Origin of the sequence: Tardiphaga sp. 20_F10_N6_6 (assembly GCF_052076045.1) — a bacterium.
GTDB classification, from domain to species: Bacteria; Pseudomonadota; Alphaproteobacteria; order Rhizobiales; family Xanthobacteraceae; genus Tardiphaga; species Tardiphaga robiniae.
This window is the reverse complement of record NZ_CP197239.1, coordinates 4947703-4967764: the sequence shown is the minus strand read 5'-3', so window position 1 is coordinate 4967764 and position 20062 is coordinate 4947703. Positions and strand designations below refer to the sequence as shown.

Genomic DNA, 20062 nt, shown 5'->3' with positions numbered 1-20062 from the left:
GGATCAGTCCTGAGCAGCCTTGGCCGATGACAGGCCGAGCAGGCCCGCCAGCGAGCGATGATGCTTGGTATCGATTGTCGTGTAAGTGCTCATGCCGGCCTTCAGTCGCTTCACGAAGGGATCTGCATAATCGAGATAGATCCGCACCGGCACGCGCTGCACCACCTTGACGAAGTTGCCGGTGGCGTTTTGCGGCGGCAGGATCGCGAATTGCGCGCCGGTGCCAGGGCTCAGCGAACCGACGGTGCCCTTGAAGGCGTGGTTCGGGAACGCATCGACGTCGATCTCCACAGTCTGTCCGACGGCGATGTAAGTGAAATCAGATTCCTTCAGATTGGCATCGACCCATGGCCTGTTGTCGTCGATCACCGTGAGGATCGGCGTGCCGGCCATCGCGAAGCGGCCGAGCTGGATGTTATCGACCTGCGTCGCGACGCCGGAGATCGGCGCCTTCAGCACGGTGTGGTCGAGATTGCGCTGCGCCTGATCGAGCGCCGACTGCGCCTGCGCGTAGGGCGGGAACTGAGCCAACGGCAGGTCGGGATTGCCGAGCAACTGGTTCATCGAGGTCGCGAGCTGCTGCCTCAGGAGTTCGAGCTGCGCCTTCGCGGTCACCGCCGCAGTCGCCGCATTGTCGAGATCGAGCTGCGAGCCGAAGTTGCTCTTGACCAGAGTCGACTTGCGTTCGACGTCGCGCTGTTTGAAGTCGACACCCTGCTGCGCCAGATCCTGCATCTGGCCGTAGATCTTCACGTTGCTGACGAGGTTGTCATAGGTGGTTTTCGCCTGCGCCAGCTTTGCCCTGGCATCGTCGAGCGCCAGCCGGAACGGGACCGGATCGATCTCGAACAACACGTCGCCTTCTTTGACATGCTGGCCTTCGCGCACCACGACCTTGTCGACCTTGCCGGAGATATCCGGCGTGATCAGCACCTTCTGCGCACCGACATAAGCATCGTCAGTGCCGACATAGCGACCACCCGACAGATAGAAGGCGACGCCGCCAACAAGAACGATGGCAGGCAGTACGACCAGCAGCAACGTTCGCCGATAGCGCTTCAGGAAACCTTTCGCGCCCTGACGCTGCGTGGTCGCGGCGCCATCGGATCCGCCCTCAGGCGCATCCTTGTCGGGAAATTTCAGCACGGGCTCAGCCATAGACTTGTTCCTTGGTCTTTGTGGCTGCGGGGTTCAGCGCAGCGCGGATATTGTCTTTGATGGTTTCGAGATGCGCGACCAGCTGGTGCATGTCGGCCTCGCTCACGCCGTCGAACGCGACCTTCATCAGGTTGCCGCGCAGCACCGCCAGCTTTGCCGTCAGCGGGCGCGCGGCCTCGGTGAGATAGAGGCGCTTGATGCGGCGGTCGGTATCGTCATTGCGGCGTTCGATCAGGCCGCTGTCGCAGAGCTTGTCGATCAGCCGCGTCAGGCTGATCGGCGCCATTTCCATGGCGTCGGCGAGATCGGTCTGTTTTTGCCCCTCATTGCGCTCGACCTTGGCGAGCACCGCCCATTGGGCGCGGGTCATGCCGAACTGGCGCGCTTCCTTGTCGGCCAGCAGCCGCAACATGCGCTGGGTCTCGAACAAAGCGGACAGGAAATCGGTGCCGGTGTCAGGCTGGCAGGACATGGTGGCGCTCCGTAAACTTAGCTTATTATAAGCAAGCTTATGAATAGCGCATCGGTGGACGATACGACGCAGCCCCGCGACTAGCGCATGGCTAGATCTCCGAACCTCCCACAAATGGGCGACACAGCAAAAAGCCCGGCACGAGGCCGGGCTTGAGGTCGTCAGGAGGATCGAAAGGATCAGTATTTGGCGACGACCGCGGGGCTGAAGGCGTAATTGATGCCGGCGCGGAAGACGTGGTCGTGGAAGCCGACCGAGGTCTGGTTGGCTGTCCCCCCGAAATAGGTCGCCGAACCCAGATCGAGATAGAGATATTCGAGCTTGGCCGACCAGTTGGTGCCGAACTTCTTTTCCAGACCGGCGCCCAGGGTCCAGCCGACACGGGTCTGCGATTCCGACAGCAGCGTGCCGGGAATCGTCACGGCGGCGCTGGCCGGTGTCGTGCCAGCAGAGCCTGGCCCGAAGATCTGACCCGTTACTGTCGTCTGGGTGGAATATTTGACCTCACCGACAACCAGACCGCCAGTACCGTAAAGCAGCAGGTCCGGTGTCGCCAGCAGGCCGACCCGGCCGCGGAATGTGGCGAACCACGGGAAGCTCCATGAGCTGTTTGCCGAGGTCAGTGCGAGCAGATTGAAGTCACCGCCGGGCAAGGTGCTCCGCAGCGAACTCACTGGAGAGTTCGCGCTGCCACGTTCACCAGTCCCCTGGATATCGGCTTCGAGACCGACGACCCATGTGCGGTCGAGCTGCCAGTTGTAGCCGATCTGGCCGCCGCCCAGGCCGCCATTGACGTCCTGCTTGACCGGCGACGCAAAGGCGGTGCCCGGCAGGAAAGTGGCGTCGCCCTTGCCCCAGCTGTAGCCGCCGTTGAGGCCGACATAAAATCCGGTCCAGTTGATGCCGGGGTCCACCAGAACCGGCGCCTTGGCGTACATGCGGGGCGACAGATCCGCAGCGCCCGCGGTCGACGAAAACGCCATGATGGCGAGGCCTGCAGCGGCCAATACGGTACGTTTCACCATCAGTCTCCTCAGCAACAGATCAACGAAGGCAGGCCCAAGGCCCTGCTTCGATGATGTGTAGTTGAATGAGACATCAGCGACTTGGAACGGACGCGACGCGGCAGGACTGGGCGAGACTGGCACCGCAATTCGTTCTGCTTGTTGCGTTCAGGCCACATGGCGCATCGCGAACTATCAAAAGAGAAACCGCCCAAAGACGCAGCAAAGCGATGAATATGAACGCGATCCGTACTGGCACGACCAAGATATAGTTCAATGCTTGCAGGACTGATCCTCGTGACTTCAAGGCCCGGTCCCGAAACGCCCGATTCATTAATCGCGGCTGCTTCCGAAAATCTGCCGACACCGCAGCTCCAATTCGGGCGCCTGACATTCAACGTCGAATCCCCTTTTCCGACGGACACCCCGTTTTCAACCGATACTGCATTGCACAGGCTGCCCGGCGCGATTGTTTTTATCGGCACGGGATTTCCGGCGAACGATCGCATGCCGGATGCTGCGACTGCGTCACCGCCCGACGATGTTGTGTTTGCAGTCGTTCTGAAAGGTCGGGCTCGCGCATCACAGCATGGCCGCGAAGAGATCATCGAGCAGAACCATGCGGTCTTGATGACAACCAGGGACGCCGGTTGGCATACGTCATCTTGTGAGACGCAGCATCTGATCGTTCAGATCGACCGTGCTGCGCTGTCGATCAAGGTGCCGAATCTTGGCGCCTGGCTCATGCGACCTGTCCTCCTGGAGGCTCAGACGTTGCGGCTATTGATGGCGCATTGTCAGGAAGCAATCGACCTCGACGGGTCCGCCCCCACCCATCTTCAACACCATGTCGTGGCCGATCTGTGTAGCCTGATCGCACTTCTGACAATCGGTTGCGAGAACCGCTCCGAGACATCTCCACCTTGCAGCACCCGCATGCTGCGCTTGCAGGCGATCAAGGCAGCCATCGAAGCAGGCCTCGGAAATCACGACCTCTCGGCCGAAACGCTGGCGGCGGCTCAGAAAATCTCGCCTGATTATGTCCGCAAGCTGTTTCGCGAACACGACCTCAGCCTGTCGGAATATTTGCTCGAACGGCGTCTGGCCCTTGCTCATGCATTGCTACTCGACCCATTGCGGGCCGATGAGCGGATCGGGAAGATCGCGGACGAGGCCGGCTTCAACGATTTGTCGTATTTCAACCGGACATTCCGGCGCCGATATGCCACCTCGCCATCGGATCTGCGCCGGGAGCGCAAAAGCTCCACCTGATCGGCCCGGTATCGCCCATTCAACCTTTGCAATCGCCCGACTGTCCCCCCATTTGCAGGGAACGCTCGTCGTTTGGCAGCGCAGGATTTGGTGTAAGACTGGGCCCCAACGCCAAAAAGACGGGCACAATCACACCCAACGGGTTAAGCTACCTCCATATGGCAGTTCCGAAACCAACTTTCCCGGCTCCTGGCCACGATCACGACCGCTGTACAGCGGACGCGATGCATCATGCCGAGCATGTCTGTGCAGCCCGATCGCAAAAGCTGACCCCGATCCGCCGGCAGGTGCTTGAAGCGCTGCTCGCGAGCCATCGGCCGCTTGGGGCCTACGAGATCATCGATGAGTTGGCCAAGACCACTTCGCGTCCGGCACCCATCACCGTGTATCGCGCACTTGATTTCCTGATGGAGAACGGCCTCGTTCACCGCATCGAGAGCCGCAACGCCTTCCTGGCCTGCGCGCACGACCACGGCACGGCCTCGATGGTCGCGTTTCTGATCTGTGACCAGTGCGGGTCGGTCGGCGAAGTGCCGGCCACGAAAGTCGCGCAGAGCCTGAATGATGCCGCACGGACGACTGGCTTCGTCCCAAAACTGTCTGTTGTCGAAATCACCGGAACCTGCGCGCACTGTCAGGCGTGACGATCCCATAACAACACGGCGACAAGCCGGGCCCGAGGCTTCATGTCTGCAGAAACCATCATCAGCCCACCCGGCGGACGCGCACTCACCGCCGGCGCCATCGCCCTCGTGCTGATGCTGTGCCTGACCTGGGGCTTCAACCAGATCGCCATCAAGCTGGTGCTGCACGATATCCCGCCTTACACGCAGGCGATGCTGCGCTCGGCCGGCGCACTGCTGGTCATCCTGGCCATTGCGCGCATGCGCGGCGTCAAGCTGTTCGAACGCGACGGCACGCTGAAAGCGGGCCTGTTTGCCGGCGTGCTGTTCGGCATCGAATTCGTGCTGATCTTTCACGGTCTGCAATTCACGACGGCCTCACGGGCCGCGGTTTTCCTCTACACGATGCCGTTCTTCGTGGCCTTCGGCTCCTATCAATTCCTGGGCGAACGCCTGCGCCCGGTGCAATGGGCCGGACTCGCGGTGAGTTTTGCCGGTGTCGCCGTCGCGATCGGCATCCCGCAGCCGGACGTCACCGCCGATGTGCTGATCGGGGATCTGATGATCGTCGCCGGTGCGGGGCTATGGGCCGCGACCACGCTGGTGGTTAAAACGACCCCGTTGCTCTACGTCGCGCCTGAAAAGGCATTGGGATACCAGGTCGGGCTGTCTGTCCCGATTCTGGGCCTGGCGGCGCTGCTGGCGGGCGAGACCGTGACCCGGGTTCCCGGTCCTCTGGCGCTATCCCTGCTCTCGTTTCAGGCCTTCTGGGTGGTCGGCTTCACGTTTTTGCTCTGGTTCGGGCTGATCAAGACCTATTCCGCCAGCAAATTGTCGGCTTTTACCTTCATCACCCCTTTGTTTGGCGTCGCGGCGGGCTATCTCATCATGGGCGACCATCTGACCCCCGCCTTCGGCCTCGCTGCGCTATTGGTCATCGCCGGGCTGGTTCTGGTTAACCGACCGGTCAGGGCCTAGACCACTAACGCATTGCTGGATGTCATCTAAATCTGATATTCGAGACCCCATGAACAAGATTGAAATTCCGTCTGATATCGCCGGCCCGGCGCCCCGGCACCTCACCACACAGGTCATGGTTGGCAACGTCGCTGTCGGCGGCGGCGCCCCGATCGTCGTGCAGTCGATGACCAACACCGACACGGCCGACATCCAGGGCACCATCGACCAGGTCGCAGCGCTGTCGCGCGCGGGCTCGGAAATGGTCCGCATCACCGTCGACCGCGACGAGGCTGCCGCTGCCGTTCCGCATATCCGCGAAGCGCTCGACAAGCAGGGCATCACCACGCCGCTGGTGGGCGACTTCCACTACATCGGCCACAAGCTGCTCGCCGAATACCCGGCCTGCGCAGCAGCACTCGACAAATACCGCATCAATCCCGGCAATGTCGGCTTCAAGAGCAAGCGTGACAGCCAGTTCGCCGACATCATCGAGATCGCCAACAAGAACAACAAGGCCGTCCGCATCGGCGCGAACTGGGGTTCGCTCGATCAGGAACTGCTCACCAAGCTGATGGACGAGAACGCGCTGTCCGCGAATCCAAAGGACGTCCGCGCGGTGACGCGTGAAGCGATGGTGCAGTCGGCATTACTGTCGGCGGCCCGCGCCGAAGAACTCGGTATGCCGAAGAACAAGATGATCCTCTCCGCCAAGGTCTCGGCGGTGCAGGACCTCATCGCCGTGTATCAGACGCTAGCCTCGCGCTCCGACTATGCGATCCATCTTGGCCTGACCGAAGCTGGCATGGGCTCGAAGGGCATCGTCGCCTCCTCGGCCGCGCTGGGCATTCTGCTGCAGCAGGGCATCGGCGACACCATCCGCATTTCGCTCACCCCCGAGCCCGGCGGCGATCGCACGGTGGAAGTTCAGGTCGCGCAGGAGCTGCTGCAGACCATGGGCTTCCGCACCTTCGTGCCGCTGGTTGCAGCCTGCCCCGGTTGCGGACGCACCACCTCGACCACGTTCCAGGAACTGGCGCGCTCGATCCAGGATTTCATCCGCGACTCGATGCCAGGCTGGAAGACGCAGTATCCGGGCGTCGAAAACCTCAACGTTGCGGTCATGGGCTGCATCGTCAACGGCCCCGGCGAATCCAAGCACGCCAATATCGGCATCTCACTGCCCGGCACCGGCGAAAGCCCCGCCGCGCCAGTGTTCGTCGACGGCGAGAAATTCCGCACCCTGCGCGGCCCAAGCATTGCGGCCGACTTCAAGGCGCTGGTGATCGACTATATCGATCAGCGCTACGGCGCCAACGCCAAGGCACCGGAAGTCGTGACCGCGGCCGAGTAATTCAAGCAGCTGCTCCAAAATCAGCCGGCGACCGGATCATCCGTCGCCGGCTTTTTTATTGACCGCCTCGATTGCCCTCGGAGTAATATTCAATCTATAGTTTTATTTTATTGAGTCCGCATTCATTGGCAGAATGGCATGATTGTCGATCGCCAACGCTTGTCTTCAAAAAGCCTCGCTAGGCTCGCGGTCCTCGTATCCGTGTTTCTTCTGACGTGGATGCCCGTCTGCAACGCTCAGATGTTTGGCCTGCCTGGCCGCTTCACGCGGCCTGACATCGCGCCATCACAGCAGACGCCGCCGGCAGCGCCCCCTCAGGTGCCGAAGCGGACCGGCAACGCTGCAGCTCACTGGGGACCACTCTTCAAAGCCCAAGTGGAGCGATGCTGGAAAAAGCCCGGTGGTGGCGGCAAGGAGCCGATCGAGGTGATCTTTGTGGTCAAGCTGAATCGCGAGGGCATGATCGATGAGGCGCGCCCGATATCGATCACCTCGACCACGCCCTATAGCAAGGCGTATCAGATGAGTTGCATGCGTGCGCTCGAGAACTGCCAGCCCTACAGGCTTCCCGATGCCTATTACGACGAGTGGCGCTTCTTCGAGCCGGTCTTCACCGAGCGCATCCGCTGAGCGACGCTACAGCGGAATCCGTCGAAATTCCCGGTTGCTCAAGCCGGCCTCTTCCAGATCCAGATCGCGCTCGATGCGGCGGCGGCTCTCGTCGGTGATCTTGCCGTCGCGCAGTTGCGCGTGGATGAATTTGCGCTCCGCCTTGATGAGTTCGCGCACCAGATCGATGCCCACCGCGGAGACGTCGACGTCGGGATCGAGTTCGCCCGGCAACTGGTTCGAGCGGCTTTCATGGCGCGCGCGCAGCAGCTTCACGACCTCGTCGGACAGTTCGCGATCGTCGGTCATGGCATCGAGCCGCGCCAGGGCTGTGGCCAGCGCCTCGCGGCGCGTCGCGAGCTCGGCTTCGTGCTCAGCGATATATTCCTCGCGGCCGACTTTCGTCACGCCGAGCCACTTCACCACGATGGGCAGGCACAGGCCGAAGCCAACCAGCGTGATGAGAATGATGTTGAAGGAGACGAACAAGATCAGGTCGCGCGACGGAAAGCCTTCGTTCGAGACCAGCGTGAATGGCAGCGCCAGCGCTGCGGCGAGCGATACGGCGCCGCGCACGCCGGTGAAGGCGACGACGAAGGTCCATTGCCAGTTCGGCGCCGGATCGCGCTTGCGCAGGTCAGCGCTCAGCCAACGCGGTACATAAATCGCCGCATAGACCCAGACGAAACGCGCCACGATGATCACGACGGTGACGAGCACCGTGGCCCACATGATCTCGGCAAACGGAAACGCTTTCGATTTCTCGATCAGCGCCCGCATCTGGAAGCCGGTCAGCAGGAACAGCAGGCCTTCGACCAGATAGATCACCAAGTCCCAGAAGAAGATGCCCTGCAGGCGCGTCGCCGCCGAGATCAGCAGCGGGCCGTTCCAGGAGATGTAGAGACCGCAGGCCACAGTGGCGATGATGCCGGAACCACCGAAATGTTCGGGAATGAGATAGGCGACATAGGGCGTCAGCAGCGACAGCGTAATCTCGACCTGCGGATCGCGCGCGCGGTGACGCATGCGCAGGCTGATCCAGCCGACGGCGAGGCCGAAGACGAGTTCGCAGGCGAGAATGGCGACGAAGGTACCGGCCGCCTTCGGCAGCGAGAACGCCCCGGTGGTGATCGCCACCACCGCAAACCGATACAGGATCAGCGTCGTCGCATCATTGGCGAGGCCCTCGCCTTCCAGCACGACCAGAATCCGGCGCGGCAGGCCGATCTTTCGCGCAATCGCCAGCGGCGCCACCACGTCCGGCGGCGCGACGATGGCGCCGAGCAGGAAGCCGACCGACCACGGCAGCCCGATCAGAAAATGCGTCGCCGTGGCGACCAAGCACGCGGTGAAGATCACGCAGCCGACTGCCAGCAGCGTGATGATCCGCAGATTGGCGCGGAATTCGCGCCAGCTCATGGCGACGGAGGCCGAATAGATCAGCGGCGGCAACACGCCGAGCAGCACCACGTCCGGCGGCAATTGGATCGAGGGCATGCCCGGCACGAAGGCCAGCGCAATGCCGGCCAGCAGCAGCAGGATCGCCGGGGCGATGCTGATGCGCTTGGCCAGCCACGCGGTGCATGCGAGGGCGGCGATCAAAACCAGGAAAATCTGAAATTTGGCTTCCACGCGGGCGGCATCCTCTACGCGCCTAATTTGCCCGGCGCGGCGGCAAGGTCAATGCGGACGCGTGCCGAAGTATCAGATCGCGCTTGCCGCGATATTGACCATCAGCGCCACCAGCGCGGTGTTGAAGATGAAGGAGACGATGCCGTGGGCCGTGGCGGTGCGGCGGATGGTCTTCACGGTGATGCCGACGTCGGAGACCTGCGCGGTCATGCCGATGACGAAAGAGAAATACACGAAGTCCCAATAATCGGGCTGTTCCTTTGTGTCGTCATCGCCAGACGGAAATGCCAACCCGCCGGGCTTGGCGCCGCGATAGAATTGATGGGCATAATGCAGCGAGAAGGTCGTGTGCACGGCGGCCCAGGACGAGGCGATGGTGACGATCGCCAGCGTCAACTCCCAGCCCGTGCGATGACCCTCACCAAGTTCGAACACGATGGCCGCGATGCTGGCGAAGGCGCCCAAGGCTGCCACCAGCAGGATGATGAAACTGCCATCGTCCTGCAGGGCGGCGTTGCGGCGGATGTGTTTCTGACCGCCGCTTGACAGCATCATGCCGTAGACCAGCATGAGATAGAACGCGATGAACACGTCCCAGCCGATCAGCAGACGCGTCACCAGCCGCAGCGACGACGGCAGGACGAAGAACGCGACGATGCCGATCAGAAGCGCCAGAAACGTGCGCGGTCGCCCATAGACGACGCGGAGCGGCGCCGGCATCTTGCGAAAACGGACAAGGAGCTCATCGAGATCCTTGCCCGTCTCCGACATGATCAGGTCTTCCTTAGTTCTTGCGCTCGGCCACGAAGCGGGCGGCGGCGCGCAGCACGTCGCCCTTGGCGCCGAAGATCGACAGCGATGCGTCGGCGGTGGCGATCAGATCGGCGACACGCTTCTTGGCGCCCTCGACGCCGAGCTGGGTGACGAACGTCGTCTTGTTCAGTGCGGCATCGGCGCCCGCGGGCTTGCCGAGCGCAGCGGCGTCGCCTTCGACGTCGAGCAAATCATCGGCGATCTGGAAGGCTTCGCCGAGTGCGCGGCCGTAATCGTCGAGCGCCTTGTATTCCTTCTGCGTGGCCTGGCCGAGCAGCGCACCGGCGATGACGCCGTAACGCAGCAGCGCACCGGTCTTCATCTGCTGAACACGCGCGACGTCCACCGGACCCTTGTCGCCGAAACGGCCTTCACCGGCGAGATCGAGCATCTGGCCACCGACCATGCCGCCCAAGCCAGCGCAGCGCGCCAGCGCGCGGGTCAGCAGCAGGCGCACCGTCGCATCGGAATGGATCTCGTCGCGGGTGACGATGTCGAAGGCCAGCGTCAGCAGCGCGTCACCGGCGAGGATCGCGGTGGCGTCGTCGGTCGCCTTGTGCAGGGTCGGACGTCCGCGGCGCAGGTCGCTATTATCCATCGCCGGCAGGTCGTCATGGATCAGCGAATAGCAGTGGATGCATTCAAGGGCGGCGCCAACCAGCAGCGCCTGCTCGCGGTGCACGCCGAATACCGCTGCGCTCTCGACTACAAGAAACGGACGCAGCCGCTTGCCGCCGCCGAGCGAGGAGTAACGCATCGCGTCCATCAGCCGCTTCGGCCGGGCGATTTCATCGGGCAGCACGCCATCGGCGAGCACTTTGGTCAGTACGGCTTCGGTATCGTCCGCGGTCTGGTCCAGGCGCGAGGCAAAATCTTTGGTGGAAGCACCGGTCGACATTAAGAATAGCTCCAGAACAATTTGGCCGGACAATCCTCTATGGCAAAGGCCACGTCAATTGCGCCTGCGATGTCCCGCCGCGATTGGTCGCGGCAAGCTTAACCGGCTTGAAAAAAGCGGGGAAAGCCCGCTTTATCAGCGGCATAGCTCCGACCGGGAACGCTCCTCTTGCGCCTTATCCGCCGCCTCATCCTGATCGGAATCCTGCTCCTCGCGCTGCCCTATCTGCTGACGCCGCTTTATGCCGTCGGCCGGCCGATTTCGGCGCTGATGGCCTGGCGCTGGATCACCGGTTCCCCCGTGCAGCGGACCTGGGTCGATCTCAAGACCATGTCGCCGGCGCTGCCGCGCAGCGTGGTCGCGTCCGAAGACGCCAAATTCTGCAGCCATCGCGGCATCGACTGGGATTCCCTGCAAAACGCCATCGAGGACGCTCAGGACGGCGAAGTCTCCGGCGGCGGTTCCACCATCACCCAGCAGCTGGCAAAAAACCTGTTCCTGTGGTCGGGCCGCAGCGTGATCCGCAAGGGCCTCGAAATCCCGCTGGCCATGTGGGTCGATCTGATGCTGTCCAAGCAGCGGATCCTGGAAATCTACCTGAATATCGCCGAAATGGGCCCATCCGGGCAGTTTGGCGCCCAGGCCGGCGCCGAATATGCCTTCAATCGGCCAGCCTCGAGCCTGTCGGCCCGGGAAGCCGCGCTTCTGGCGGCGATCCTGCCCAATCCGGTCACCCGCAGCGCCCGGACGCCGGGGCCGGGGGTGCGGCGTCTGGCAGGAACCTATATGGCGCGGGCGCAGGCGGCGGAGCTGCAGAGGTGCTGGAACTAGGCTGTCATTCCGGGGCAGGACCGGCGGCAAAGCCGACGGGCATGGGCCCGGAATCCCGACATGTGGCCATGAACATGTCGGGATTCCGGGTTCGCGTGCGGCTGGCGCCGCCCTCGCCCCGGAATGACGAGTTTGTGGCGCGAAATCCCCGAAAAATCCGACCGCCCCGCCCTAGCCATCGCGTCGTCATTCCGTTATAAGCCCGGCCTTATCAGCGATTTTGCCCGCGCGTTCTGTGCTGGCCGCCTGTCACCGGGCGCCGATCGAAACCATCTGCCAAGAACCTGCAAGGACTTTTCCTATGGCCGTTCCGAGAAGAAAAACATCGCCGTCGCGGCGTGGCATGCGTCGTTCGGCTGACGCGCTCAAGACCCCGACCTATGTCGAGGACAAGGACTCCGGCGAACTGCGCCGTCCGCACCACCTCGACCTGAAGACCGGCATGTACAAGGGTCGTCAGGTTCTGAAGGTGAAGAAAGAATCCTGACCACTGGATGGAGGGCAGCGCCGCGTCAGGTGGCGCCGCCTTCGATCATCCACGTAAGGTCCGGGTCAGGCGGGTCGAAGCGCCAGCGGGCAAGTCGAGAAAACTGTTCAGACAATAATTCTGAACTGGTCTTCCGCCCGAATTCGCTCCAACTCTGGAGCTAATGCGTTGTCCCGGTGATGCGCGCGCGTCACCTCGGTGATGTCGTCACCTTGGTGATGTCCTGCATCGCCCACATGCGTTCTGGTTCTCTCGCTCGCAAAGAAGGCCTTCGATGGCGTCGATCGGTTTCCCGCTGCTGCTGATTCCAGTGGCGATCTGCAACATCATCGCCTTCCTGATGCCCGACCTCGCGCTGTCGGGCCCGATCCCCCTCTTCCCGATCACGCTGATGTCGAAAGACATCTGGATGGTGACGCTCAACGACCTGCTCGTTGCGCTCAGCATTCTCTTGCTGTGGCTCGAAGTGATGCGCGCCGCGCGCCCAGCGCCGAAATATTTCACCGATCATTTCCTGTCGCTGCTGGTGTTCGGCGCGGCAGCTACTGAATTCGTGATGCTGCCGAAATTCGGCAACGCGACCTTCTTCCTGATCACCCTGACGGCGATGGTGGATTTCCTCGCCGGCATCTCGCTCCGCGCTCGCCGTCCGCGCCGCGTCGCCGCGCCGGTCTATGCACCGGAGCCGGCACCGCGTTATGAGCCTGCACCAGCGCCGGTCGCTCCGACGCCTCCGCCCGCTCACGTTCCGGCCGCGACGTCAGTTGCCGAAGCCGTGTTGACCGATCGTCCGGAGCCGAAGGTCGAGAAGATCGAACGGATCGAACCGAAACTTGAATCGACGCCGGTCCCGCCGGAAGTCGTGGCGCATACGTCGCCGCAGATCACGTCACCGGATTTGCAGCCGGGTGGCGTCGCGTCGCCGGACGACAAGCCGAAGACGTAAGCGGAGAGTGCCGAGTCAGGCCATACGCTGCGTGCGGTTGATCGCCGATCCCGCAACATACATATTTGCCACCGACCGGTAAGCCGCCTCCACATCCGCCACATCAGCGCGGCGCAGCACCCGCGTTTGCGGCGCCTGCTCGGCGGTCGCGATCAGATGCGCAATGAAGGATGCGTCGGGCCGTGCCACGCGCGACGACACCGGGGCGGTATGCTGCACCGGCTCAAGCCGCGTCAGCGCGACGGCCTCCACGATGATCGACTCTTTCTCGACCACGAAATCGCCGGCGCGCCGCATCGGCTGCGGCGTCGTGGCGTAAGCGCGGGTCGCGGAAATCGACATCGTTAACAGTGCTCGCGTCTCAATACGGGACGAGGGTTGCCCCTCCACCCTCTGCGTCGCAAGGGTCGTGCCGCGGCCCTCCACAGCTCAGATCGGGGCCTCATCAGGTTTGCGAAGGCCTGCCCCGCTACACTTTCTTAAGTCTTTAGGAACTTTGACTAACGATTGTAGCGATCTGAGCCGTATTGTCGGGGGGCGAATCACCCGATGACGTCCCAAAACGAGGCGACTTTGACATCCGCTGTTTCCCAGAGCGCCGATTCTTCCTTGCAGGCAGGTCGCGCTTCCGAGCCGCAGGCAGCAGAGATTCTGGCCGCACTCGGCCAGGCCGCCTTCATCTGGGACATCGCCAGCGACCGGATCACCTGGACCGACCAGGCCGCCGCCATCTTCACCGACATTTCCCCCGCGACCATCGCCAGCGGCGCCGAGCTTGCGACGCTGATCGAGCCGCAACGCGGCATTCGCACCGAGGCACTGGCCAAGGCACTCGCTTCCGGCGGCGGCACCTACCGGATCGAATACGGACTACGCGCCTCGACCACGGCCGCCGTGCTGTGGATCGAGGAAAGCGGCAACTGCCGTGCCGATGCCGCGGGCAAGGCGGTGCGTGTCGAAGGCGTCGTCCGCATCGACAACGAACGCCATGCCCGCGACGAACAACTGCTGAAACTGGCGCAGCACGATCCCGTCACCGGCGAACTCAATCGTGCGCATCTTCTGGCGTCGCTTGCCGAAGCGATCGAGGAAGCAACGCGCTTCCGCTCGTCCTTTGCCTTCATGCTGATCGGCATCGATCATCTGGCGCGCATCAACGACGCCTTCGGCTTCGATATCGCTGACGAGGTGATCGTCGAGATCGCCAGGCGGATTCGCGCGCGGCTGCGCGGCGGCGACGTGATGGGCCGCTTCTCCGGCAACAAGTTCGGCCTGATCCTGAAGAACTGCACGGTTGACGATGCCACCATCGCCGCCGAGCGCTTTCTGGTCGGCATCCGCGACGACGTCATCCCGACGCAATCCGGCCCGGTCTCGGTGACCGCCACCATCGGCGCCGTCAGCGTTCCCCGCTATGCGCAGAACGTCAACGAAGCCGTCAACCGCGCGCAGGAAACCCTGAACGGCGCGAAGCGCCGCCGCCACGGCAGCTTTGCCCTGTGGCGGCCGAACGTGGAGCGCGATGCGCAGCGCCGCGTCAATATCCGCGTCACCGACGAGATCGTGACTGCGCTGAACGAGCGCCGCATCGTCACGGCCTTCGAACCCGTGATGCATGCCGACAGCCGCACCCCCGCTTTCTATGAAGCGCTGGTGCGCATGAAGCAGGATGACGGGCAATTGCTGCTGGCGCCGGATATCGTGCCGGTGGCCGAGAAGCTGGGGCTGATCCGGCTGGTGGATCACCGCGTGCTCGAACTGGTCGTCGCCGAACTCGCCGCCGCGCCGGATGTGCAGCTCTCGCTGAACATCTCGCCGGATACGACAATGGATCCGGACTGGTGGACCTCCATCGAGTCGATGATGGCGGCCCATCCCGGCGTCGCGCAGCGGCTGATCGTCGAGATCACCGAGACCGTGGCCATCCAGGACCTCGACGACGTCCGCGGCTTCGTCACGCGGCTGAAGAATTTCGGCAGCCGCATCGCCATCGACGATTTCGGCGCCGGCTACACCTCGTTCCGCAATTTGCGCAAGCTCGGCGTCGATATCGTCAAGATCGACGGCGCCTTCGTGCAGAACATCGCGCATTCCGCCGACGACCGCGCTTTCGTGCAGACCCTGATCGATCTGTGCCATCGGCTCGGCATCAAGACCGTCGCCGAATGGGTGCAGGACGAGGAGTCCGGCCTGATGCTGCGCGACTGGGGCTGCGACTACATTCAGGGTCGCCTCACCGGCCTGGCATCATCCGCACGTCCGTGGCTGGACCCGGCATCGCTGCCGAAGCCGGCGGTGGGATAGTTCACGCGTCATTCCGGGGCGAACGCAGCGTTAGCTGCGGGCGAACCTCAGCCACTCCAATGGGAGTGGTGGGGAATCCCGATATAGTATGAACACATTGAGATTCCGGGTTCGGTCCCGTCGCCTTCGGCGCCGGCCCGCCCCGGAATGACAGCTTTTTTTATGGGGTCTCATCATGAACTTCATCGGTAATCTTCTGACCGCGCTGGTCGCGGCGCTGCACATCTATTTTCTCGTGCTGGAAATGTTTCTCTGGCAGAAGCCGCAGGGCCTGAAGACCTTCCGGAACACGCCGGAGAAGGCCGAGATCACCGCGGTGCTCGCCGCCAATCAGGGCCTCTATAACGGCTTCCTCGCCGCCGGGCTGATCTGGGGCCTGCTGCATTCCGCACCCGCCTTCGCGTTCCAGATCAAGGCGTTCTTTCTGCTGTGCGTGATCGTCGCCGGTGCTTACGGCGCAGCGACGGTGAGCAAGCGCATTCTCTATGTGCAGGCTGCACCGGCGGCGCTGGCGCTGATCTTGTTGATACTCGCAAATTAGCCCGGAGCGCCGCGCGGCTCCTTCTCCCCGCTTGCGGGGAGAAGGGTGGGATGAGGGGCAAGGCACGTGGCCGGCGACAAACGCTCGCCCTCGGATCGCACTGATCGTCCGAACCGCGCCTACCCAATTTGCATCAACATCGGCGCTCCGCCCCTCACCCGCCGCGAAGACGCGGCGACCTCCCCGCTTAGCGAAGCTTCGCTTCGCCGGGAGCGGGGAGAGGTTAGGGAAAGTGCCCATCTCCTCGCCTTGCCAACTCAAAATCCTTGCCTCACACTCCCCGATAACGACGGCGCCCGCACGGGAACGACTGTCGAATGACATATCATCAGGGAGGCAACGACATGAGAACTTCGCTTCTTCATCGCTTCGCCACGACGACCCGATTTGTCGGGATGGCGGCGATTGCGCTCACGGCCACATCCGCCGCTATCAATCCGGCATCCGCGCAGAAGAAATACGATCCCGGCGCCACCGATACCGAGATCAAGATCGGCCAGACCGTGCCGTTCTCGGGTCCCGCCTCGGCCTATTCGTCGATCGCGAAGACGCAGCTCGCTTATTTCAAGATGGTCAACGACCAGGGCGGCGTCAACGGCCGCAAGATCAACCTGATCCAGTATGACGACGCCTATTCGCCGCCCAAGGCCGTGGAGCAGGTGCGCAAGCTGGTGGAGTCCGATGAAGTTCTGCTGACCTTCCAGATCATCGGCACGCCGTCTAATGCGGGCGTGCAGAAATATCTGAACCAGAAGCAGGTGCCGCAACTGTTCGCCGCCACCGGCGCCACGCGCTTTACCGATCCGAAGAACTTCCCCTGGACCATGGGCTACAATCCTAACTACCAGACCGAAGGCCGGATCTACGCCAAATACATCCTGAAGAACCATCCGACCGCCAAGATCGCCATCCTCTGGCAGAATGACGATCTCGGCCGTGACTATCTCACCGGCATGAAGGCGGGGCTCGGCGACAAGGCCGCATCGATGATCGTGTCGGAAGCGTCCTATGAACTGGCCGACCCGACCATCGACTCGCAGATCGTCAAGCTGAAGTCCTCTGGCGCCGACCTGCTGTTCAACGCCTCGACGCCGAAATTCGCCGCCCAGGCGATCAAGAAGGTCGCTGATCTCGGCTGGAAGCCGGTCCACATCGTCGACATCAATGCGACCTCGGTGGGCGCCGTGCTGGTGCCTGCGGGGCTCGACAATTCCAAGGGCCTCATCTCGACCAATTACGGCAAGGACCCGCTGGACCCGCAGTGGAAGGACGACGAGGGCATGAAGCGCTACATGGCCTTCATGGACAAATATTATCCCGACGGCGACAAGAACTCGAACTTCAACACCTATGGCTACGGAAATGCCCAGCTGATGGTGGAAGTGCTGAAGCGCTGCGGCGACGATCTCACCCGCGCCAATGTGATGAAGCAGGCCAGCAGCATTTCGGGCTTCAAGACCGATCTCGGCCTGCCCGGCATGAGCCTCTCCACCTCACCTACCGACTACCGCGTCAACAAGCAGTTGCAGATGCAGCGCTTCAACGGCGAGCGCTGGGAACTGTTCGGCCCGATCATCGAGGATGACTCGGCGGGTTAGCACACGCCGTCATAAGTATCAGAAACGCCGTCATGCCCGGCCTTGTGCCGGGCATCCACGTCTTGGGCACAGCGCACATAAGACGTGGATGGCCGGGACAAGCCCGGCCATGACGAAAGTTTGGTGCGTGTGGCAGAGGCGTCTGGCCCAAACACCGCATCGCGATCCTACGCCGTCTTCGCAAACATCGTCAGCACGCCATCGGCGATATTGATCGCCACCACCTGTGCCGAACTCATGCCCTTTTCCTTGAGCGCATTGGCGGCCGCCGGCGAGGCATCGATCGAGGCGCGCAGAGCCTTCAGGTCCTCCTCGCTGGACTTCGACACGACCTCCTCGACCTGCGCCTTCACCGCATCAGGCAATTGCTTCACGTCCACCACCTGAATGCTGGAAATCTTGGCGCTGGTCCGCTCGCCGGATTTGGCCGGCGCCTTTTCAGCCTGGGTCGCAGCTCCCTGTGCGAGCACAAAACCCGGCGTGCCGAGCGAGAGAACTGCCGCGAGGGCCGTCGCTGTCATAATGCGCATGGTCGTTCCTTTCCGGTTGGGAAGGAGCGAATTATTGCGATGAAGTGTGCGGAAGGTCTGGAGTGGATGTGGTGGTTTGGTGAGATGAATGCGGCGAGGATGTGAGATCCCCCGCCCGCAACCCAAGTTAGCAATCCGAATTGCGACACAACTATTAATCCAATACGCTAAACCCCGCTGTAGGCCGCCATCCTGAAATTTCCGAGGGGTTAATGAAAGAAGAGCCTTTGATAGAGAGCGGGAAAACGATATCCGCCGACAAAAAATTTGCCAGCGACGTAGATGGAGGAAAGTATTCCAATTATGTATTTACTCGCCTGGTCGCCAAAGACAGGCGCTTCACCAAAGTAAATTTTAAATACACCTTCTTTGAACATAGCTATTTGCGCGATTGCCACTTTGACTCATGCGATTTTACTGGCTGTCGATTTACGAATTCGAATCTTTCTGGAAGCAAATTCTCGGGATGCAAATTTGAGTACTCATACTTTGAAAAGACTCTAGTCGAGCCAGCGATCCTTGAAACGGAATGTCCCAGCTACGAGAATCTAAAGCGCAGCTTTGCTCGAACTCTCCGCACCAATTTTCAACAGCTAGGCGACGCTGGCGCAGCCAATAAAGCTATGACCGTTGAACTCGATGCCAATGCGACACATCTAAAGAAGGCTGCTTGGTCAAATGAATCTTACTATCGTAAGCATTATGCAGGTCTAGACCGATTCACTATCATCCTCGAGTGGATGATCTTCAATATTTTGGATTTCGTTTGGGGCAACGGTGAGAGTGTCGGGCGCCTCTTTCGCTTTCTAGCTCTCATATTAATTCTAATGGCGCTTTACGATACTCACTATCATGGCGGCGAACCAGAGAAGATCGGAAGCTACTGGCAGAGTATTTTAAAGTCGTTCTCCTTATTCTTTGGAACCTCGACCCCCGACGATTACTCTCGCGTCTATCTGGCATTCATCACCTGCACACGCCTCGTCGTAGTAGGCTTCTTTCTGTCCATCATTATCAAGCGATTCAATCGGCGATGACCATGCATATTTATGCTTTTGGTTCGGTTTGTCGCGGAGACATATCTCCCGCGTCCGATATTGATTTGCTCGCAATTGTCGATGGGTATGACGAGCGATTTAATCCCAACGACTACTCGGTGTATTCTTACAATAGAATTGAGCAGATTTGGAAGGAAGGGAACCCTTTTGCCTGGCATCTAGCTACGGAATCAAAGCTCTTATTTACTTCGGAAAAATCTGACTTTCTGCGGTCACTCCATGAACCAGCTCGCTATAAACGAGCGGCACAAGACTGCCAAAAATTCTTCTCTTTGTTCAAGCAAGCACAACTTTCTATCAAAGCTGCATCCACCACTGCAACGTTCGACCTCTCGATGGTTTTCCTCGCGATTAGAAATTTTGCAACGTGCTTCTCTCTTGGTTTCCTCGATCATCCCGACTTCTCACGCAGGTCAGCTATCCGGCTAGGTCGCCATAGTCTGGCGATCGAGCCAAACGCATTTGAGATACTTGAGCGGGCACGTATTCTTTGCACTAGAGCGATTGGGCCCCCGATTACCGCATCAGAAGCCTCCGTAGCTGCGGAACAATTCCCGCGCATCGAAGCCTGGATGGAGCTTCATCTGAGGAAAGTTGAGAAAAATGACTGACGAATTTAACGATAGAGTTTCAGCTCAACGCTCACTCTTGCGAGCTATAAATAGTGTTCATTGGGCTGCGGAACCTCTCTTCGGACTATCGCGAAAGGCGATTGATCGATGGATTAACTTGAACGGGATCAATGCTTCTTCAGCTCTCGCCGATCTCGTCTTGGCAACATCCTCAAAGCTTTTTTTCTTGGCAAACAAGAGTCAGGAGCAGGTATCAGAAGAGTATCAGTTAGTTCAATCCGAGCTAATTGTAGCCCGAGACGCGATTGCTCGAGAACTTTCCCTAAATTACGGGGCATAACCAACGAAAAATCGCCAGGCATAGATTAGGTCGCGAGAGCCGTTGCTGCGGCGATCTTATTTC

Annotated in this window: 22 protein-coding genes; 14 read left to right on the top strand and 8 right to left on the bottom strand. The window is 61.1% G+C overall.

All coding sequences use genetic code 11. From position 1 onward, the window contains the following. Positions 1-3: 3 nt before the first annotated feature. The 3 genes from AB7813_RS23770 to AB7813_RS23760 all read right to left on the bottom strand — a co-directional run bounded on the left by AB7813_RS23770 (position 4) and on the right by AB7813_RS23760 (position 2655). On the bottom strand, positions 4-1158 hold the full coding sequence (locus tag AB7813_RS23770) for an HlyD family secretion protein (RefSeq protein WP_175368626.1): 1155 nt from the start codon (positions 1156-1158) through the stop codon (positions 4-6). Next, positions 1151-1630 (bottom strand): MarR family winged helix-turn-helix transcriptional regulator, encoded by a 480-nt coding sequence (locus AB7813_RS23765; RefSeq protein ID WP_231078214.1) that lies wholly within the window; start codon positions 1628-1630, stop codon positions 1151-1153. Before AB7813_RS23765 ends, AB7813_RS23770 begins: the two co-directional genes overlap by 8 nt. 179 nt (positions 1631-1809) lie before the next feature. Continuing rightward, the gene (locus AB7813_RS23760) at positions 1810-2655 is read right to left on the bottom strand and encodes an outer membrane protein (RefSeq protein ID WP_441228538.1); all 846 of its coding nucleotides are present in this window, start codon (positions 2653-2655) and stop codon (positions 1810-1812) included. 255 nt (positions 2656-2910) lie between these two features. On the opposite strand from AB7813_RS23760, the gene AB7813_RS23755 reads away from it, so the two are divergent. The 5 genes from AB7813_RS23755 to AB7813_RS23735 all read left to right on the top strand — a co-directional run bounded on the left by AB7813_RS23755 (position 2911) and on the right by AB7813_RS23735 (position 7470). After that, positions 2911-3906 (top strand): helix-turn-helix transcriptional regulator, encoded by a 996-nt coding sequence (locus tag AB7813_RS23755; protein WP_231078217.1) that lies wholly within the window; start codon positions 2911-2913, stop codon positions 3904-3906. A gap of 158 nt (positions 3907-4064) precedes the next feature. Next, the gene (locus AB7813_RS23750; RefSeq protein WP_092139844.1) at positions 4065-4550 is read left to right on the top strand and encodes a Fur family transcriptional regulator; all 486 of its coding nucleotides are present in this window, start codon (positions 4065-4067) and stop codon (positions 4548-4550) included. Between the two features lie 42 nt (positions 4551-4592). Further along, on the top strand, positions 4593-5507 hold the full coding sequence (locus AB7813_RS23745; protein WP_441228537.1) for a DMT family transporter: 915 nt from the start codon (positions 4593-4595) through the stop codon (positions 5505-5507). Between the two features lie 49 nt (positions 5508-5556). Continuing rightward, positions 5557-6840 (top strand): flavodoxin-dependent (E)-4-hydroxy-3-methylbut-2-enyl-diphosphate synthase, encoded by a 1284-nt coding sequence (gene ispG / locus AB7813_RS23740; RefSeq protein ID WP_089262692.1) that lies wholly within the window; start codon positions 5557-5559, stop codon positions 6838-6840. Positions 6841-7080: 240 nt separating this feature from the next. Next, positions 7081-7470, top strand: coding sequence for a hypothetical protein (locus tag AB7813_RS23735; RefSeq protein ID WP_441228536.1), 390 nt, complete (start codon positions 7081-7083; stop codon positions 7468-7470). A gap of 6 nt (positions 7471-7476) precedes the next feature. Here the strand turns inward: AB7813_RS23735 and AB7813_RS23730 are convergent, their stop codons facing one another. The 3 genes from AB7813_RS23730 to AB7813_RS23720 all read right to left on the bottom strand — a co-directional run bounded on the left by AB7813_RS23730 (position 7477) and on the right by AB7813_RS23720 (position 10792). After that, positions 7477-9081, bottom strand: a complete 1605-nt coding sequence (locus tag AB7813_RS23730) for a Na+/H+ antiporter (RefSeq protein WP_441228535.1) — start codon at positions 9079-9081, stop codon at positions 7477-7479. A gap of 72 nt (positions 9082-9153) precedes the next feature. Beyond that, positions 9154-9852: a DUF1345 domain-containing protein gene (locus AB7813_RS23725; RefSeq protein ID WP_441228534.1), complete on the bottom strand. Its 699-nt coding sequence runs from the start codon at positions 9850-9852 to the stop codon at positions 9154-9156. A 13-nt stretch (positions 9853-9865) separates the two neighbouring features. Then, positions 9866-10792, bottom strand: coding sequence for a polyprenyl synthetase family protein (locus AB7813_RS23720; RefSeq protein WP_089262697.1), 927 nt, complete (start codon positions 10790-10792; stop codon positions 9866-9868). 168 nt (positions 10793-10960) lie between these two features. Between AB7813_RS23720 and mtgA the strand changes: the two genes are divergently transcribed. The 4 genes from mtgA (at position 10961) to AB7813_RS23700 (ending at position 13056) form a co-directional block, all read left to right on the top strand. Beyond that, positions 10961-11623 carry a monofunctional biosynthetic peptidoglycan transglycosylase gene (gene mtgA, locus AB7813_RS23715; protein WP_441228533.1) on the top strand — a complete coding sequence of 221 codons (663 nt, stop codon included), beginning with the start codon at positions 10961-10963 and terminating at the stop codon, positions 11621-11623. A 132-nt stretch (positions 11624-11755) separates the two neighbouring features. After that, on the top strand, positions 11756-11983 hold the full coding sequence (locus AB7813_RS23710; protein WP_441229019.1) for a hypothetical protein: 228 nt from the start codon (positions 11756-11758) through the stop codon (positions 11981-11983). Next, on the top strand, positions 11925-12110 hold the full coding sequence (gene rpmF, locus AB7813_RS23705) for a 50S ribosomal protein L32 (protein WP_068732923.1): 186 nt from the start codon (positions 11925-11927) through the stop codon (positions 12108-12110). The genes AB7813_RS23710 and rpmF overlap by 59 nt, the downstream gene beginning before the upstream one ends. Positions 12111-12384: 274 nt before the next feature. After that, positions 12385-13056, top strand: coding sequence for a hypothetical protein (locus AB7813_RS23700; protein WP_441228532.1), 672 nt, complete (start codon positions 12385-12387; stop codon positions 13054-13056). Between the two features lie 15 nt (positions 13057-13071). On the opposite strand, the gene AB7813_RS23695 is transcribed toward AB7813_RS23700, so the two are convergent. Then, a complete protein-coding gene (locus tag AB7813_RS23695) occupies positions 13072-13398 on the bottom strand; it encodes a hypothetical protein (RefSeq protein ID WP_441228531.1) in 327 nt (108 codons plus the stop codon). A gap of 207 nt (positions 13399-13605) precedes the next feature. Between AB7813_RS23695 and AB7813_RS23690 the strand changes: the two genes are divergently transcribed. The 3 genes from AB7813_RS23690 to AB7813_RS23680 all read left to right on the top strand — a co-directional run bounded on the left by AB7813_RS23690 (position 13606) and on the right by AB7813_RS23680 (position 17499). Further along, entirely contained in the window at positions 13606-15360 is a 1755-nt protein-coding gene (locus tag AB7813_RS23690) for an EAL domain-containing protein (RefSeq protein ID WP_441228530.1), read from the top strand. A 175-nt stretch (positions 15361-15535) separates the two neighbouring features. After that, positions 15536-15901 (top strand): DUF1304 domain-containing protein, encoded by a 366-nt coding sequence (locus tag AB7813_RS23685; RefSeq protein WP_441228529.1) that lies wholly within the window; start codon positions 15536-15538, stop codon positions 15899-15901. Between the two features lie 344 nt (positions 15902-16245). After that, positions 16246-17499 (top strand): ABC transporter substrate-binding protein, encoded by a 1254-nt coding sequence (locus AB7813_RS23680; RefSeq protein ID WP_441228528.1) that lies wholly within the window; start codon positions 16246-16248, stop codon positions 17497-17499. A 167-nt stretch (positions 17500-17666) separates the two neighbouring features. Here AB7813_RS23680 and AB7813_RS23675 read toward each other — a convergent pair whose 3' ends face one another. Further along, on the bottom strand, positions 17667-18029 hold the full coding sequence (locus AB7813_RS23675) for a hypothetical protein (RefSeq protein WP_441228527.1): 363 nt from the start codon (positions 18027-18029) through the stop codon (positions 17667-17669). A 212-nt stretch (positions 18030-18241) separates the two neighbouring features. On the opposite strand from AB7813_RS23675, the gene AB7813_RS23670 reads away from it, so the two are divergent. Together AB7813_RS23670 and AB7813_RS23665 are read left to right on the top strand one after the other, a co-directional pair. Continuing rightward, positions 18242-19066, top strand: coding sequence for a pentapeptide repeat-containing protein (locus AB7813_RS23670; protein WP_441228526.1), 825 nt, complete (start codon positions 18242-18244; stop codon positions 19064-19066). Continuing rightward, positions 19063-19698 (top strand): nucleotidyltransferase domain-containing protein, encoded by a 636-nt coding sequence (locus AB7813_RS23665; RefSeq protein WP_441228525.1) that lies wholly within the window; start codon positions 19063-19065, stop codon positions 19696-19698. The genes AB7813_RS23670 and AB7813_RS23665 overlap by 4 nt, the downstream gene beginning before the upstream one ends. Positions 19699-20062: the final 364 nt, after the last annotated feature.

Excerpts from the sequence above, each read along its gene's own strand:
- AB7813_RS23760 (WP_441228538.1), bottom strand. The coding sequence starts at position 2,655 with ATGGTGAAACGTACCGTATTGGCCGCTGCAGGCCTCGCCATCATGGCG.
- AB7813_RS23725 (WP_441228534.1), bottom strand. The coding sequence starts at position 9,852 with ATGTCGGAGACGGGCAAGGATCTCGATGAGCTCCTTGTCCGTTTTCGC.
- ispG (WP_089262692.1), top strand. The coding sequence starts at position 5,557 with ATGAACAAGATTGAAATTCCGTCTGATATCGCCGGCCCGGCGCCCCGG.
- AB7813_RS23745 (WP_441228537.1), top strand. The coding sequence starts at position 4,593 with ATGTCTGCAGAAACCATCATCAGCCCACCCGGCGGACGCGCACTCACC.
- AB7813_RS23670 (WP_441228526.1), top strand. The coding sequence starts at position 18,242 with ATGAAAGAAGAGCCTTTGATAGAGAGCGGGAAAACGATATCCGCCGAC.
- AB7813_RS23720 (WP_089262697.1), bottom strand. The coding sequence starts at position 10,792 with ATGTCGACCGGTGCTTCCACCAAAGATTTTGCCTCGCGCCTGGACCAG.
- AB7813_RS23765 (WP_231078214.1), bottom strand. The coding sequence starts at position 1,630 with ATGTCCTGCCAGCCTGACACCGGCACCGATTTCCTGTCCGCTTTGTTC.
- AB7813_RS23750 (WP_092139844.1), top strand. The coding sequence starts at position 4,065 with ATGGCAGTTCCGAAACCAACTTTCCCGGCTCCTGGCCACGATCACGAC.
- AB7813_RS23690 (WP_441228530.1), top strand. The coding sequence starts at position 13,606 with ATGACGTCCCAAAACGAGGCGACTTTGACATCCGCTGTTTCCCAGAGC.
- AB7813_RS23770 (WP_175368626.1), bottom strand. The coding sequence starts at position 1,158 with ATGGCTGAGCCCGTGCTGAAATTTCCCGACAAGGATGCGCCTGAGGGC.
- AB7813_RS23700 (WP_441228532.1), top strand. The coding sequence starts at position 12,385 with ATGGCGTCGATCGGTTTCCCGCTGCTGCTGATTCCAGTGGCGATCTGC.
- AB7813_RS23665 (WP_441228525.1), top strand. The coding sequence starts at position 19,063 with ATGACCATGCATATTTATGCTTTTGGTTCGGTTTGTCGCGGAGACATA.
- AB7813_RS23695 (WP_441228531.1), bottom strand. The coding sequence starts at position 13,398 with ATGTCGATTTCCGCGACCCGCGCTTACGCCACGACGCCGCAGCCGATG.
- AB7813_RS23735 (WP_441228536.1), top strand. The coding sequence starts at position 7,081 with ATGTTTGGCCTGCCTGGCCGCTTCACGCGGCCTGACATCGCGCCATCA.
- AB7813_RS23685 (WP_441228529.1), top strand. The coding sequence starts at position 15,536 with ATGAACTTCATCGGTAATCTTCTGACCGCGCTGGTCGCGGCGCTGCAC.
- rpmF (WP_068732923.1), top strand. The coding sequence starts at position 11,925 with ATGGCCGTTCCGAGAAGAAAAACATCGCCGTCGCGGCGTGGCATGCGT.
- AB7813_RS23675 (WP_441228527.1), bottom strand. The coding sequence starts at position 18,029 with ATGCGCATTATGACAGCGACGGCCCTCGCGGCAGTTCTCTCGCTCGGC.
- AB7813_RS23755 (WP_231078217.1), top strand. The coding sequence starts at position 2,911 with ATGCTTGCAGGACTGATCCTCGTGACTTCAAGGCCCGGTCCCGAAACG.
- AB7813_RS23680 (WP_441228528.1), top strand. The coding sequence starts at position 16,246 with ATGAGAACTTCGCTTCTTCATCGCTTCGCCACGACGACCCGATTTGTC.